At 70.1% G+C, this 14,325-nt stretch carries 10 protein-coding genes; all 10 read right to left on the bottom strand.

Going from position 1 to position 14,325, the window contains the following annotated elements; all coding sequences use genetic code 11:
- Nucleotides 1–79 precede the first annotated feature (79 nt).
- Nucleotides 80–937 carry a metallophosphoesterase gene (locus AB0J72_RS52500; protein WP_363414648.1) on the bottom strand — a complete coding sequence of 286 codons (858 nt, stop codon included), beginning with the start codon at nucleotides 935–937 and terminating at the stop codon, nucleotides 80–82.
- 41 nt (nucleotides 938–978) lie between these two features.
- Nucleotides 979–1,293 (bottom strand): hypothetical protein, encoded by a 315-nt coding sequence (locus AB0J72_RS52495; protein WP_363414645.1) that lies wholly within the window; start codon nucleotides 1,291–1,293, stop codon nucleotides 979–981.
- 102 nt (nucleotides 1,294–1,395) lie between these two features.
- Nucleotides 1,396–2,883, bottom strand: a complete 1,488-nt coding sequence (locus tag AB0J72_RS52490) for a family 43 glycosylhydrolase (RefSeq protein ID WP_363414642.1) — start codon at nucleotides 2,881–2,883, stop codon at nucleotides 1,396–1,398.
- A 10-nt stretch (nucleotides 2,884–2,893) separates the two neighbouring features.
- The gene (locus AB0J72_RS52485; protein WP_363414639.1) at nucleotides 2,894–5,350 is read right to left on the bottom strand and encodes a beta-L-arabinofuranosidase domain-containing protein; all 2,457 of its coding nucleotides are present in this window, start codon (nucleotides 5,348–5,350) and stop codon (nucleotides 2,894–2,896) included.
- A gap of 74 nt (nucleotides 5,351–5,424) precedes the next feature.
- Nucleotides 5,425–6,207 carry a carbohydrate ABC transporter permease gene (locus AB0J72_RS52480; protein ID WP_363414636.1) on the bottom strand — a complete coding sequence of 261 codons (783 nt, stop codon included), beginning with the start codon at nucleotides 6,205–6,207 and terminating at the stop codon, nucleotides 5,425–5,427.
- Between the two features lie 12 nt (nucleotides 6,208–6,219).
- Entirely contained in the window at nucleotides 6,220–7,146 is a 927-nt protein-coding gene (locus AB0J72_RS52475; RefSeq protein WP_363414738.1) for a sugar ABC transporter permease, read from the bottom strand.
- Between the two features lie 98 nt (nucleotides 7,147–7,244).
- A complete protein-coding gene (locus tag AB0J72_RS52470; RefSeq protein ID WP_363414633.1) occupies nucleotides 7,245–8,516 on the bottom strand; it encodes a sugar ABC transporter substrate-binding protein in 1,272 nt (423 codons plus the stop codon).
- Between the two features lie 38 nt (nucleotides 8,517–8,554).
- Nucleotides 8,555–9,559, bottom strand: a complete 1,005-nt coding sequence (locus AB0J72_RS52465) for a LacI family DNA-binding transcriptional regulator (RefSeq protein WP_363414630.1) — start codon at nucleotides 9,557–9,559, stop codon at nucleotides 8,555–8,557.
- A gap of 45 nt (nucleotides 9,560–9,604) precedes the next feature.
- Complete coding sequence (locus tag AB0J72_RS52460) at nucleotides 9,605–12,925, bottom strand: hypothetical protein (RefSeq protein WP_363414627.1); 3,321 nt, start codon at nucleotides 12,923–12,925, stop codon at nucleotides 9,605–9,607.
- 26 nt (nucleotides 12,926–12,951) lie between these two features.
- Nucleotides 12,952–14,325: beta-L-arabinofuranosidase domain-containing protein (locus tag AB0J72_RS52455; RefSeq protein ID WP_363414624.1), on the bottom strand; the 1,374-nt coding region annotated here is incomplete at its 5' end.

Genomic DNA, 14,325 nt, shown 5'->3' with positions numbered 1-14,325 from the left:
GTCCCGTCACCGCACAGCGCTGCCGGCGCCCGCCCACCGGCCTGGGCCGAGCTGGAGGGGCGACCCGCGTCGCTGAACTTCAGATGCGATGCACCGGCCGGGCGCCGGGATGCAACCGCCGCAGGCCGTCGCGGGCGACCTCGGCGGCGCTGCCCGCCGGCCGGGCCAGATCCCAATCCAGGTACACCTTGTCGCCGTCGTAGCACCCGAAGCTGCTGGAGACGCACAACAGCGGCTCGTGCTCGATCCAGTGCCCCTCCCGCACGATGTCGTGGCCGAACACGGCCACCTTGCACCCGTCGTGCAGGGCACGAAGAAACGCGAAGCCCCGCTCGGCGGGGGTGGTCCGGGCCCACAGCAGCGCCCCGAGCGGCCCGGTCGACGCCATGTCGGTCAGGGGCGTCGATTCGTACCCGGCCAGCGCCAGGTCATCGAGGTCGCGAGGCCCGGAGATCTGCGCGTGCGGCGCGGCGTGGGTGAAGGCGATGCCCGCGCCCGGCGCGACGACCGCGAGCGGCCAGCCCGCCATCCACCGCCGGACCGGAGCGAACCCGCCCGGGGCGTACTGCCGCTCCAGGTGGGCCGCCTCGTCGGGATGGAACTTGTCCAGCCGCGGGCCGCCCAGATGGGCGTGCTCATGGTTGCCCAGCAGGAAGTGGACCTGTTGCGGGTAGGCCTCCTGGAGCTCACGGGCCTCGGCGAGCAGCCGCGGCGTCTGGTCGACATAGAAGTCGCCGAGATGCTCCGGCCACGCCTGCGGCTCGATGGCCGGCCCGTGCACGAGGTCGCCACAGAACAGCAGATGCGGCCGCGGCCCCGGAGTGTCCACGACGGCCCTGAACCGGGCCACGATCGCGTGGAAGTCCGCGAGGTTGCCGTGCAGGTCGGTGACGGCAAGCAACCTGCCCACCGCCGGCAACGTCACCACACGTGGCACCCGCCCACGATGGCACACCGGCCACCCGCAGTCCACCGCCGTCACCTCACAGCGCTGTAGCTCCACTTCCACGCCAGCGCCGCGGCGGCCTCCGGGCTGAGGTCGGGATGCCTGCCGAGGACCGCGGCCTCGATCGCCCGCATCGCCTGCGGCACGTCGAGGTCGTCGTGCTCGCCGCGCCAGTCGAGCGGGAAGGCCGCGGACACCTCCATCGCCAGCGCCTCCACGAACCTGGCCAGCGCCGCGGCGGCCGGCGTCGGCATCATCCGCACCGCCTCGAGGTCAGCCCGGGGAAAGGGGCTCCGGCCCCGGCTCGTGTACAGAATCACGGCCTCGCTCTTCAACCTGTCAGCCACCGGCAGATCCTGCCACCGAACCACCATGAACGCAGCGGGCCCGTGAAGCGGGACGGGCGGGACCGGTCGGTCCCGCCCGTCGTGGATGCGGGGGGGGTCGGGTCAGGAGGCGGGTTCGCCTGAGGGGACGGGGAGTTGGGTGCCCAGGGCGACCGGGACGCCGAAGTTGGGGGTTCCGTCGGCGTTCCAGGTGAACTTCTGGGCGCGGGTGCTGCGGTTCATGTCGCAGCCGCCGCTGGTGGAGCTGTTGGCGTGGTAGACGATCCAGTCCTCGGTGCCGTCGGGGGACTTGAAGAAGCCGTTGTGGCCCGGGGCGTAGACCGAGTTGGCGTTGGAGCGCTGGAAGACCGGGTTCGGGGACTTCACCCACGAGGACGAGTTGAGCGGGTCGCCGCCGTTCCAGGTGAGCATGCCGAGCTTGTAGTCCGGGGTGGAGCAGTGGCTGGCGGAGTAGATGATGAAGGTCTTGCCGCCGTGGGTGATGACCTCGGCGCCCTCGTTGACGGCGCCGCCGACCGTCTCCCAGCTGTAGGTGGGCGTGGAGAGGATGCGGCGGGTGCCGCTGGCCGTCCACGGATTCGACAGCGGGCGGATGAACATCGGCTGTGAGCCGTTGTAGAACGTGCCGAGCAGGTAGAGCTGGCCGTTGAGCTGCAGGATGCTCGGGTCGAGCTCCCACGTGTTGTCAGAGGTCGGGTCGAGCAGGTCGGCCTTGAACGTGTACGGGCCCATCGGGTCGAGGCCCGCGCTCTCCAGGACGTGGATGCGCTGCGTGCCGAGGTTGTACGGCTCGGCGCCGGCGGTGTAGTAGAAGTACCAGCGCTGCCCGTTGGGGCCGTTCAGCAGGTGGAACTCGGGCGCCCACATGGTGCCGGCGCCGTTCGGGCGGGTGAGGTTGAAGATGACGGTCTCCGGCGCGGTGGCCAGGCCGCCGAGCGTGCGGCTCTTCCGCATCGTGATCGTGCGGTTCCACGTCGTGGACGCCAGGTAGTAGTAGCCGCTGTAGTACGTGAGCCACGGGTCCGGGCCCTGCGGGTCGAGCGGGTTGGTGAAGGTGCGCGTGGTCGTCGTGCCGCCGTTGTACGTCGGCAGCCGCCACACCTGCGTGGTCGCCGTGGAGCAGGTCAGCTGCACGAGCCCGGCGGACGCCGGCGCGACGCACTTGCCGGACTGGACGCTGACGAGGTTGAACGTGTTCGTGGCGCCGGAGACGGTGACCGCCTGCAGCCGGAACTGCTGGTTGGTCTGGCCGTTGCAGGTGTACTGGATGATCGTCGCGTTGTCCGCGGTGGAGCGGCCGGTCACGTCGACGCAGGAGCCGGAGGTGAGCGTGTTGACGGTGTAGGTGCCGGTCGCGTTCGCCACCGGGACGAAGGTGAAGTTCTGGCTGGTGGCGCCGTTGCAGGCGGCCTGCACGAGCTGCAGGACGTTGGTGGGCGCGCCGCCGGGCACGTTGGCGCACTGCCCGCTGGACTGGTTGACGACGGTGCTGGCGAAGGTGACCGGCGCGGCGGCGGCCACGCCCGGCCAGTTGAGCACGGAGACGGTCGTCGCCGCGAGCACGGCGAGCACGACTGGTCGATGCAACATCAGAAACCTCTCAGGTCCCGTTGGCGGCGAAGCCGGCGACCTCGGCGGCGGTCAGCGCGCGGCTGTAGATGCGGAGACTGTCGACGGCGCCGTCGAGGTACGGGTCGGCGTACTGGGAGCGCCCGACCCAGTTCTGCGTGGTGGAGCCGAGGCTCGACGGGCTGAGCGTCAGCCCGGTGTTGCGCGCCACCTCGGCACCGTTGACGTACAGCACGCCGAGGTTGCCCTCGCGGGTGACGGCGACGTGCGTCCAGGCGCCGGCCGGCAGGGCGGACGGGGCGTCGATGCGCTGCTCGCCGCCGGCACCGGTGGCCGTGATCGCGAACCGCGCGGTCCCGGAGCCCGACCTGGCGACGAGGAACATGTTGACGCCCGTACCGCTGCCGAAGTCGAAGACGCGGGCCCAGTTGGCGAGCGTGTCGACGCGGACCCACAGGGCGACGGCGAAGTTCGTGGCGCCGGCCAGGATCCCCGACGGCAGCGCCACGTATCCGTTGGTGCCGTTGAGGTTGACGGCGCTGCCGGTGCGGCCCGTCACGTAGGTGCCGTTGGTGACCGTGGCGGTGCGGCCGTTGCCGGTGGCGTCGGTGCCGTTGTTCTCGAACTGGTAGTGCGCGACGAACTGCGGCAGCGGCGGGTTGGTGTTGACCGACCAGTAGACGCTGTAGCGCTGGCCGTGCACCTTGTAGAACGGCTGGAGGGTGACCCCGCCGGCGGTGTACTGCAACGGGGTCGCCGTCGCGGTGAGCGTGGCCGGGTTGAGCACCGGCAGCGCGCTGAGGTTGTTCGTGCCGAACAGCCCGCCGAGGACGATCGGGCCGACCTTCACCGCCTGCACGCTGCTGTTGTCGTTGGCGGACTCGCGGGTCAGCGCCATCGGCAGGGTCACGTCGATGACGTCGCCGGAGGCCCAGGTGCGGGCGATCGTGGCGAACGAGCCGGGTGCGGGGGCGGGCTGAGCGGCACCGTTCACCCGTACCGACGCCGAGGACGCCCACGACGGGATCCGGACCTTCACGGTGAACGTGCCGGACCCGGTCACGGTGAGCTTGGTCGAGCCGGCCTCCGGGAAGCCGGTCTCCTGCCGGATCGTGACGCCGCGCGCGGACCACGTCAGCACCGACGGGATGAACAGGTTCACGTACAGGGTGCTGGCGCCGTCGTGGAAGTAGATGCTGTCACCGAACTTGGTGTTGCTCTCCATGCCCGTGCCGTGGCAGCAGACGAAACTGTTGTAGTCGTTGCTGTAGGTCTTGATCCCGCCGGCGCGCAGCGGCACGTAGTAGCACTGGAAGCCGTGCGCGGAGTTCGGGTCCTGCGAGGCGAGGATGTGGTTGTAGAGCGCCTTCTCGTAGTAGTCGAGGTAGTCCACCCGGGACGGGTCGGTGAAGAACAGCTGCCGGGTCAGCTTCAGCATGTTGTGCGAGTTGCAGCACTCGGCGGTCGTGTCGGACAGCTCGCTGGCGATGCGGTCGGGAGCCTTGAAGTACTCGCCGTTGGAGTTGCCGCCGATCGCGTACGTGTGCCGGCGGGTGACGATGTCCCAGAAGTTGACCGCAATCGTGCGGTACCGAACGGTCCCGGTCGCGTGGTACTCGCGGATCGCGCCGATGATCTTCGGGATCTGCGTGTTGGCGTGGTAGTTGTTCAGGCTGTCGGTGCCGGCCGCGAGCGGGTCGAAGATCTCGGCGTGGTCGAACTGCTGCGCGGCGGCGAGGTGCGCGGCGTCGCCGGTCAGCTGGTAGAGGTTGGTGAGGACCTCGTTCATCCCGCCGAACTCGGTGTCGAGCATGTTCTGCCGCTGGGTCAGGGTCAGCCGGTCGTTGCGGAACTTGACCCACGCCGCCATGCCGGTGAGCACGGTCAGCGCCTGCGCGTTGCCGGCGAGCTGGTGCATGTCCAGCAGGCCGGCCATGAGCTTGTGCAGCGTGTAGTAGGGCGCCCAGACGGACTGCCGCGCCTCGACCCGGTCGATGAAACTTTCCGGGAACGCGCTGAGGTAGCCGGTGTTGTAGCCGGTGGTGGCGGCGCGCGACTGGCACTGGGCGAGGACGGTGACGAGCTGGTCGCCCTTGGTCTTGAAGGCGGTGTTGCCGGTGCTCGCGTACGCCTGGGCGAGGGCGGACAGGATGTGGCCGGTGGAGTGCCCGCGCAGCTCGGTCGTCGGTGACTCCCAGCCGCCGCAGGGGGTGGCGGAGGAGGAGAGCCCGACGTTGAGGCGGAACGTGTGCAGCAGCCGGTCGTTGTCCAGGAACAGCAGGTAGGAGTGGATGCGCCCGGCCGCGGCGGTGAACGGGCTGGTCAGCAGCTGCACCGCGGTGAGCGGGAACGCGTAGGCGGAGACGCCGGTGTCCGGGCGGGCGGCGCCGGCCGCCTCGGAGAACAGGAGCGGGGCGACGGCGGTGGCGGCGCCGGCGACGGCGGTGGTCCGCAGCACGCTGCGGCGGGTCACCGGTGGTGAGGACATGGGTCCCTCCCGAGGGTATGGGGTGTCCGCGGACCGTCCGTCCGTGGACGGTCCGCCGTGGTGCCGAGGTAGCGCTAGCCGCGCAGCGCGCCCGACATGAAGCCGCGGACGTAGCTGCGTTGCAGGACGAGGAAGAGCAGCAGGCAGGGCACCGCCATGAACGTCACGCCGGCCTCCAGGGCGGCGTAGTCGATGGCGCCGAACGTGGCGGTGCGCATGTTGACCACGGCGAGCATGACGGTGAACTTGTCCGTGGAGTTGAGCAGGATGAGCGGGGCGAAGAACTCGCTCCACGAGGTGAGGAACGCGAACAGCCCGACGGTGATCAGGCCCGGCCGCACCGCGTGCAGCATGACGCGGGTGAGCGCGCCGAAGCTGGTACACCCGTCGATCAGGGCGGACTCCTCCAGCTCCTTCGGGATCGCCTCGAACGCGTTGCGCATCATGAAGATCGAGAACGGCAGCTGGAACATGATCAGGACGAGGCTGAGCCCGAGCAGGGAGTCCTGCAGCCCGATCCACCCCAGCAGCACGTACAGGGCGATGAGGATGGTCGCGTAGGGCACCATCAGGATCGCGAGGGTGAGCAGGAACAGGGCGTTCTTGCCGGGGAACTGGAACCGGCCGAACGCGTAGCCGCCGAGGGTGGCGACCAGCAGCGTGCCGCCGACGGTCAGCGCCGACACGGTGACGCTGTTGACGATGTGCTCGAAGCGGATGCCGTTGTCCGAGGTGAACAGCCGGCTGTAGTTCTCGAGGCCGAAGCCGGACGGGGTACGCACCGACGCCCACGCGCTCCACAGCAGCGGGAACAGGAAGAGGACGGCGAGGGCGGCGGCACTGATCTTGCGGGGCATGAGCACGGGTCCCTACTGCGATCGGCGGCGCAGGACGCCGAGCTGGATGGCGTTGAACACGATGAGCACCCCGAGCAGCACGACCGAGATCGCCGCCGCCGAGCCGAGATCCAGCTCGATGAATGCCTCCCGGTAGATCACCATGACCAGCGACGTGGTGCCGTTGTCGGGGCCGCCGCGGGTGAGGATCCAGAACTGGTCGAAGGCGAGCAGCGAGCCGGTGATCATGAGCGTGAGCACCAGCGCGATCGTCGGGCGCATCAGGGGCACGGTGATCCGCCAGAAGATCTGCCAGCGGGTCGCGCCGTCCAGGCGGGCCGCCTCGTACACGTCCAGCGGGATCGCCTGCAGGCCGGTGAGCAGGATCAGCATGTTGAACCCGGCGAAGCGCCACAGCACGAGCACGACCGCGGAGCCGAGCGCGGAGTTGGGGCTGCCGCTGGTCCACGACACGTACCCGTCGACCAGCCCGACCTTCTCCAGGACCCGGTTGACGGGGCCGATCTCGTCGCTGAGCAGGCCGAGGAACAGCAGCGACGCGCTGGCGAAGCCGACCGCGGCGGGCAGGAAGAACGCGGTGCGCAGCAGCCCGACGCCGCGCCGGCGGTGCTGCACCATGAGCGCCAGGCCGAACGACAGCACGAACAGCAGGACCGTGACGACGACCGTGTACTTGAGGGTGAACCACACGGCGGTGCGCAGCAGGTCGTCGTCGGCGAGCCCGGCGTAGTTCTCCGGCGCGTTGATCGTGGGCGCGCCGAGCAGCGGCCAGTGGTGCAGCGACATCCACACGACGAGGCCGAGCGGCACGACGAAGAACATGCCCACCACGAACGCGGTCGGCGCGGCGTACAGGGCGCCGATCCACTGCTTGTTGCGTTTCCTTCGCGGCGGCGCCGACGGCAGGACCGTCGGTCGCGTTGGCGCCAGCAAGGTCATCATCTTCTCCGGTGCGACCGTGTTCGAGGGGTGTCTTGGTTCGAGGGGTGTGCCGGCGGGCCGCCCGCCCCTGCTCGCACAGGGGCGGGCGGATCGGCCTACTTCTTCAGCGAGGCGGTGAGGGCGGTGGCGCCGTCACCGAGCGACTTCTGCGCGTCGCCGAACAGGGCGCCGCGGAACGCGGTGTTCCACGGGCTCTGCGGGTCGTTGTAGGTGGCGTTGAAGTTCTTCGCGTACGGCGTCTTGCCCTTGCCCATCAGGTTGTTGATGGTCACGATCCGCGGGTCGGCCGAGGAGTACTTGTTCGAGGCCAGGTCGGTGCGGGTCGGCACGCCCTTGTTCTTCGCGACGACCTCGACCTGCGCCTCGTCGCCGAGGGTCCAGGCGAGGAAGTCCCAGGCCGCCGCGGCGTGCTTGCTGGTGGCGCCGATGCCGATCGAGTCGCCGCCGACGAACGTCGACTCGCCCCCGTTGATGCCGCTGATCGGCGCGATGCCGACCTTGAAGGTGGCCTTCTCCTCGATGATGCCGAGCCACGCCGACGGCGCCGGGGCGATGCCGATCTTGCCGCTCTGCAGCGCGCCGAGCCAGGTCGGGCCGGCCTCGTCCTTCGACGCCGGCGCGGCGACGCCCTCGTCGTACAGCTTCCGGTAGAGCGCGAAGACCTCCGACATCTCCTTGGAGTCGATGGTCGAGGCGGTGCCCTCGGCGTTCATCACGTCGCCGCCGGCGGCCCACACCGACGGCCACAGGGTGAAGACGTTGCAGCCGCCGCAGTTGCCGCCGAAGTAGGTGCCGTTGATGTCCCCGCCGAGCTTGTCGATGGCGCGGGCGGCCGCGGCGAACTCGGTCAGCGACGCCGGCGGCTTCTCCGGGTCGAGGCCCGCCTTGGTGAACAGGTCCTTGTTGTACAGCATGACCGACATGTCGATCGTGTGCGGGACCGCGTAGTTCTTCTTGTTCCAGGTGCCGTTGCGCACGTGCGCCGGGGCGACCTTGTCCTTCATCGGCAGGGCGTTGAACTTGTCGGTGATGTCCAGCCACAGCCCCTGCGAGGCGTACTGCGGCGCGAACACCACGTCGGAGGCGAACAGGTCAGGCAGCGCCTTGGCCCCGGCGGCCGAGGCGAGCTTCGCCGGGTACTCCTCGTTCGGGTACGCGGTGACCTGCACCTGGTTCTTGTGGGTGGCGTTGTAGGCGGCGGCGTACGCCTTCGACACGGACTCGGTGGCGGCGCGGGTCCACAGGGTGAGCGTGGCCCCGCTGTCCGCGGCCTCTCCGGTCGCCGCCGGGGAGTCGGCGGAGTCGCCGCAGGCGCCGAGCGCCAGCAGCAGGGTGGCGGCGACGGTGCCGCTCAGTAAACGCTTCAAGGTCGGTCCCTTCCTGGACACATTGTTTGTGAGCGCTATCAAAAAGCAAGAGCGGAGGTGCTTTCACGCACGACGAGGTCGGGGGCGGACCGGTGCTGACCGGTCTGCCGCACGCCCGCCGCGATCTGGGTGACGAGCAGGTGCATGCTGCGCCTGCCGAGCTCGGCGAAGTCCTGCCGGACGGTGGTCAGGGGAGGCTGCAGGTAGGGCGCCTCCGGCATGTCGTCGAACCCGACGACGCTGACCTCGTCCGGCACCGCCCGGCCGGCCTGGTGCAGGGCGCGCAGCACGCCGATCGCCATCTGGTCGTTGCCGCAGAACACGGCCGTCACCGACGGGTCGGCGGCGAGCGCCCGGCCGGCGGCGTAGCCGGACCGGGCGCTCCAGTCGCCGGGCAGCGGGACGGGCACCGGCAGGCCGGCGTCCTCCAGCGCTGCCTGCCAGCCGGCGAGCCGTTCGCGGGCCTCGGGCCACTCGGGCGGGCCCGCGACGTGGTGCACGGTGCGGTGACCGAGCGCGATCAGGTGCCGGGTCGCGAGCCCGGCACCTGCCGCGTTGTCCACGGCCACCATCGGCACCTCCGGCATCGCCGCCACGTCGATGCCCATGCCGACGATCGGCACGTGCGCGGGCACGTCGAGCAGCGAGCGGCCGAGCGCCGTCCAGGCCGCGGCGACCGGGGCGAGGGTGATGATCCCCTCGACCGCCTGTTCCCGCAGCCGGCGGATCGCTTCGGACACGGAGGGCACGTTCAGCTCCCTGGCGCTGGCGATACTGACGAAGTAGCCCGCTTCCCGGGCCGCGCGTTCGATGGCGTGGACCATGAACGACGGCCCGAACAGCGTGGTGTCGAAGGTGACCAGGCCGACGGTCTGCGACCGGTTCGTCGCCAGGGTCCTGGCCGCGACGTTGGGCTGGTAGTCCAGCGCCCGCATCGCGGCGAGGACCCTGGCTCGGGTCTCGGACCGCACACTCGGGTGGTCGTTGACCACCCTGGACACGGTCTGGTGGGACACCCCGGCGAGGTGGGCGACATCCCGCATCGCCGGGGGCCTTCGTACGCTGTGCACGGGCGGACCTTTCTGGGGTTACGGGCCGGTCACCTTGACTTCCAGCAGGCCGACCGAGGCGGTGCCGCTCTGCAGGAGCACCCGGAGCCTGGTGGTGCTCACCGCGGTGAACGTCACGTGGTTGTACTGGTTGATGCCGAGCGGGTAGCCGGATGCGCCGGCGACGTCCACGTAGGCGGTGCCGTTCCAGTACTGCAACTTCCACGACGCGGGCAGCCGCACCCCGCCGTTGTCGTCGAAGAAGTAGACGTCGGCGGCGTTCACCGTCTGCGCGGAGGACCAGGTCAGCAGGCCCCACTGCTCGCCCGTGTTGGGCCAGGTGCCCCAGCGCGGGTTGACGGTGTCGTTGGAGCTCGGCGGATCGATGCCGTCGTTGAGCGCGGCCACGCTCTCCCACGACGAGGTGTAGGACGCGCTCGGGGTGGCGCTCAGGGCGAGGTTGCCGCCCGTCGGCGGGGGCACGGTGCCGCCGCCCCGGTTGTACACCTTGACCTCGGTCAGGGCGGTCTTGAAGCCCGACGCGTGGGTCACCTGCACCCGCAGCCTGGTGGTGTTGACGGCGGTGAAGTTGACGACGTTGTAGTTCGCCCGTGGCGTGCCCGGCGTCTTCACCGGCGCGGCCACGTTCACCCACGCGCTGCCGTCGTAGTACTGGATCTGGTACGAGCTGGGCTGCCGGTACCGGTTGGTGGCCCGGTCGTTGCGGAACCACAGCCGCACCTCGTCGACCGTCCGCGCTGTTCCGGAAGCACCGCCGAGGTTGAGCTCCAGCCAGTCGGTGGCGTTCGGCGAGCCGTAGGTGCCCCACGTCGGTTCGTTGATCGGGAACCCGTCGACCGCGTTGGCGCCGGCGGTGCCGCTCGCCGTGTAGGACGCGGAGGTGGCCACGCCCTGCGCGTAGTTCGGCAGGGTCGAGGTCAGGTCGACGCCGGCCTTGTTGAACATGTCGACCAGCTGGGCGCTGGTCTGGCTCACCTGGGCCGGTGCCTGCAGGCCCGAGTACGCCGCGCTGAACTGCACGGTCGCGCCGCCGCCGGCCGGGAACGTGACCGCGCCGGTGCTCGGGTTCCACACCAGGCGGACCAGCTTGTCGACGGTCGCCACGCGGGTGCCGTTGACGAAGATGGAGTAGCCCTGCGGGATGCCGCTGTACTTGACGACGCCGTCGGCCGGGTCGTCCCAGACGACGCTGAGGTCGGCGTTGCGGTAGCGCAGGTTGTTGGCGGCGAAGTTGGGCCAGCCGATGTTGAGCGGGCTCAGCTCGACCTGGTTGTCGTTGCGGGGCCGCAGGCCCATCACGTCCTCGATGACGGTCCAGTTGCTGCTGCCGAGGATGTTGTGGTGGATCCAGGACCGGTAGTCGATGTTCTTCGTGCCGGCGTTCCAGTCGGCCCAGAACTCGTTGGCGTCCGGCCACTGGGTGTTGCCGCCGATGTACTGCGCCCAGGCGTTCCAGTACAGCAGCTTCTTGTAGTCGTCGGTGGACATCCACTGGTTGGGGTAGTTGCGCAGCACGGAGGAGTACAGGCGGAACTGCACCGTGGAGTTGATGGTGGAGAAGTTGTTGCTGCCCGGCTGGCCCGCCGCGGCGGCGGCCGCCTTGTCCTTCTGGTTGGCCGTGAAGAACGGGAAGACCGGGTACTCGGCGGGGTCGGCGAACAGCCGCAGCGCCTGCTTGTACTCGTCGGTGTTGGGCATCGCGCCGACCGAGTACGGGTAGTAGTTGTTGATCTCCTTCCACGGCACGAGCGCGTTGGTGGAGACGTGGCGGTGCTCGATGAGCTTGTTGGTCGAGTCCCACAGCGTCGACACGATGGCGTTGCGGATGCGGTCGGCGATCGCCTGCATCTCGGCGGCCTTCGCGGTGTTGCCGATCGCCGTGTACGCCTGGACCGCGGCGAGCGCTCCACTGTAGACGTACGCGGACTCGGCCCGGTCCATGTTGCCGGAGCGCCAGTGGAACGACACGGCGTCGGCGTCGTTGCCGGTGAGCGCGCCCCAGTCGTACTCGATGAGGCCGTTGTTGTTGTGGTCGTAGTAGGACAGCTGGCCCTTCACGTCGCCCTCGGCGTACTTCGCGAGGTTCCCGGCGATCGCGGGCTGCCCGCCGTGGATCTGGTAGCTGCGCCAGGCCGCCTCGGCGATGTACTGGGTGTAGCTGTTGGACCAGTTCTCCGGGTCGCCGGGGTTGTCCATGAAGCGGCCGCCCTTGGACGTCTGCCCGACCGACAGCCACGGCCCGTAGGAGTAGGCGGCGTTGCGCAGGTACTTGAGGTCGTCGATGTGCATCGGCTGGGTGAGCGCGATCGCGTTGTTGTAGCCCAGCGCGCCCTCGACCGAGACCGGGAACTGGAAGTCCTGCCCGGGGATGTCGACGTCGAGGTAGTTGAAGCGCATCAGCCACCAGCGGTAGTAGATGTTCTTCTTGATGGCCGGCTCGGGCACGTCGAGGTACGGCACGTTCACGGCCCACCAGCGGTTGTAGTCCCGCACGTGGGTCGAGAAGGCGGTCGCCGCGCTGTAGCCCTTGTAGGCGTTGTACTCCGTGAGCGAGTCGGGCAGCTCGTTGGCGACGAAGCCGAGCAGCACCTTGGTGGTGACGGTGGCGCCGGCCGCGATCGTCACCGACCGGTTGAGCCCGCCGCTGGTGGCGGTGAACCCGTCGGCGGACAGCCGCGGGTACAGGGTGGTGAGCGCGTTCTTCACACCCACCTGGCCGGTCAGCTCGTTGCCGCTGCCGGACGTGGCGTAGGGCGAGGTGACCCGCAGCGCGATCGTCTGCGAGGCGGTGCCGGTGTTGGTGATCGCCAGGTTGTCGACGGCGACGTTGTTGTGGGTGATGAACTTCGTCTGGTTGATCCGCAGGGATCCGTTGGTGTGGACGCTCTTCCAGTGGCTGGGCGCCTGCCAGCGCTGCGACACCTGCTCGGTCCAGGTGCCGGTGCCGGCGGTGACGGTGAACGCGCCCTGCCCGTTGATGCTCTCCCAGTACGCGACGTCACCGCCGAAGCCGAGCGTCGCCGGCGTGTGGGTCTTCATGAACACGCCCCGGCCGCGGGTCATCAGCCAGGTGCCGGCGGGGTCGCTGCCGGGCCGCGCGAGCAGCCGGTCCATCCAGAAGTCCGTGCCGCCGCTCTCCGCGTCGAAGATGGCCTGCATGGTGTTGCCGGTGCTCATCGCGACCGGCGGTGCGGGCACTGCCGGCCCGTTGAACGTCGGGTAGCCGATCGTCTGTGCCGCGGACGCCGGGTTGGCGGCCAGCGTCGCGGCACCGATCGAGCCGGTCAGGGCGGTCGTCAACGCGATTGCCAGCCTGAGTTTCCAGCGGGGGTGTGGCATCGCGTCACCTCCATTTCGGGTGGGGGTCAGGTGGTGGGCAGCCAGATCCGCATCGTGGAGGGCCCGCGCCGGGCCCAGCGGTGGTAGGGCACAAGGGAGACCACGATCGGATCGGAGCTTTCGGGTTGGTCTTCGCGGCTCTGGTACGGCCAGCCGCGCTCGGCCCGGTGCAGCAGGCGCCCCTTGACGGCGGTGGCCTCGGGGGCGACGGACGTGTCGACCTGGATGTCGTCGAGGGTGACGCCGTCCTCCTGGTCGACCGACTCGGCACACATGACGACCGGGCCGACCTCGACGGCGGCACAGCCACGGGTCGCGTCGACCCGCTGGTCGGGGAACGTCCAACGGGGTTTGACCGGCAGGTCCAGGCGGACCTGGTCGCCGTCGCGGGTCGGCGTGGCACCGTCCGCCCAGGCCGGCACCCGCACGGTGACGGGCCGGTCGGCGGTGACGACGACGGTGCCGCCTTCGGGGTAGTCGGTCTCGACGGTGACCCGCTCCCCGGCCACCTCTGTATCGATGGTCATCGGTGCGTAGTGGTGCACCTGCACGCCCTTGTCGTCCTCCGTCACCAGGTAGGTGCCGAGCGAGGCGACGAGCCGGGCGACGTTGTTGAGGCAGCAGGAGACCTCGAACCACGGGGCCCGCGGCCCGCCGCCGAAGCGCAGCTGCTCCCGGTCCGGCGGCACCGCCTCGGTCGGGGTCCGCTGGTGCAGGGTGTTGGCGTAGAAGAAGGACTGCCCGTCGTCGGCGACCGCGGTGGCGATCACGTTGTGCAGGACCCGGTCGACGATGTCGCCGTAGCGCAGGTCACCGGTCGCCAGGAGCAGCCGGTGCGCGAGCATCACGGTGGCCACGCCGGCGCACGTCTCGGAGTACGCGCGGTCCGGCGGCAGCACGAAGTCGTCGCCGTAGGACTCGTCGAGGTGCCGCGAGCCCATCCCGCCGGTGATGTAGGTGCGCCGGGCGAGGGTCCGGTCGAACTGCCGCACCACGGCGCCGAGCAGCGCGTCGTCGCCGGTCTCCACGGCCACGTCGACGGCACCGGCGGCGAGGTAGAGCGCGCGGACCGCGTGGCCGGCGAACGCCTCGCCGTCGCGGACCGGCACGGCGTCCTGGAAGTACCGCCAGCCGAACTCGTGCTCGGGCAGGCTGCGATGCCCGCGCCGCTCGACGAACCGGGCCGCCTGGTCGAGGTAGCGCTGCTCGCCCGTGACCCGGAACAGCTCCACGAGGGCGGTCTCGATCTCCGGGTGGCCGCACAGCCCTTCGTCGGCGAAGGTCGCGCAGACGTGGTCCGCGGCGCCGCGGACCACGTCGGAGAACCCCCCGGCCCGGCCCGGGCGGGCCGCCGCGACGCCCGGCGGGGAGGGGGGGGCGGGGCCGGAGGGCGAGGGGGC

The organism is Dactylosporangium sp. NPDC049742 (genome assembly GCF_040674675.1).
GTDB classification, from domain to species: Bacteria; Actinomycetota; Actinomycetes; order Mycobacteriales; family Micromonosporaceae; genus Dactylosporangium; species Dactylosporangium maewongense.
The sequence above is the reverse complement of the archived record's forward strand: the minus strand, read 5'-3'. Positions and strand labels throughout refer to the sequence as shown.